Source organism: Nitratidesulfovibrio oxamicus (assembly GCF_015731765.1).
Lineage (GTDB): Bacteria > Desulfobacterota > Desulfovibrionia > Desulfovibrionales > Desulfovibrionaceae > Cupidesulfovibrio > Cupidesulfovibrio oxamicus.
Genome location: NZ_VRYY01000545.1, coordinates 1 through 1402, shown reverse-complemented (window position 1 = coordinate 1402; position 1402 = coordinate 1). Strand labels below are relative to the sequence as shown.

Annotated in this window: 1 pseudogene; it reads left to right on the top strand. The window is 72.4% G+C overall.

The features are described from left to right. Positions 1–45: 45 nt before the first annotated feature. Positions 46–1402 (top strand): annotated as a pseudogene (locus tag FVW20_RS15200) (response regulator); the annotation flags it as partial.

Here is a 1402-nt window from a genome sequence, read left to right as displayed (position 1 = left end):
GCACGGTCAACACGCAACCCGCGCGCCCCGCGCGCCCCCGGAACCATGCCGCACGCCCCGACCATCGCTTCGCCCCCTCGCTCGTCCCGCGCCCCGTCGCTTCACGCATATCCACCTCGCCGCAGCACCACCCTGCGGCAACTTGCCGCCTGGCTGCTGCTGGCCTGTTGCCTTGCGACATGGCCGCCCAGCATCGCGCAGGCCGCCACTGCTGCACCCGCTGCCGCCGCCAATGCAACACGCCCCGAGCCAGCCCCGCCAGTTGCTGCCCCCGCGCTTTCCAACGCCACCCGGGCCCTGGATACGTCTGCACTGCTGGCCACCCAGCCGCTGGCCCCATTCATCGAATTCCTGGTGGACCCCACCGGAGCACTGAGCGTTGACGAACTGCTCTCGCCCTCGCACCAGGCCGGGTTCACCCCGCTGGGCAACGGCCTGCCCCTGTTCCGCTCCGGCTCCACCTGGTTGCGCCTGACCCTGGCCCCCCGCGCCGCGGACGGGCAGAACCGGCAATTACTGCTCGACCTGGGCCGCGACCTGCCCGGCAGCGCCACGCTGTTCCTGGCCAAACGCAATCAGCCCGGCGAGCCCAACGAATGGCAGGCCCAGGCCCCCGAAGGCGGCAACGTGTTTACCCTGCCCGACCCCGTGGGCAAGCCGCTGCCCGTTTACGTGAAGTTGGACGGCGTACCGGGACCGTGGTTTGCGCCCATGCTGCGCACCCCCCAGAACGCCGCCTCCACCAACGACGGGCTGGCCCGACCGCTGGTGATCGGCGTGCTGGTGGCCGTGCTGGCCCTGTGCCTGCTGCGCGGCGTCTTCGAACGGGGGGAATGGCGGTTGTGGACCAGCCTGTTCGTTGCCGCAGTGCTGGCCCAGGCCGTGGCGGGGCAGCCGCCCACGCCCGCCGGATACGTTCCGCTGCGCGGCCTGCCCGGCGTGCTGGCCCCCGGCCTTGCCCTGATGCTGCTGCCCCACGTGGGACGCCATTTGCTGCACACCCGCGAGCACGCGGCCAGCGCGGACTTGCAGTTGCGGGTGGTCTCGCTGGCCGGGGCCGTTCTGGCGCTGCTGCCGCTGGTGCCGGGCATGGCCTGGTCCTCGCGCCTGTTGGCGCTGTGGCCGCTGCTGCTGGTGTTGCTGCTGCCCGCCGCCGTGGCCTGCAAATTTCGCAAGTTGCCGGGTTCGCGCCGTTTCCTGACCGGATGCCTTGCCGCACTGGCCGGGGCCGGGGTGGGTCTTGCGGGGTTGGCATCGCCGGTGCCCGCCGTGTGGATTTCCACGGCCCCACTGTGGGGGCTGGCCTTGCTGGCCCTGCTGGTGGCAGGCACCAGCGCGCCGCGCCCGGCAGGGGCAGAGGGCACCCTGACCGGCGGACGCGGCTACCGCGTGCGCAAGAGCC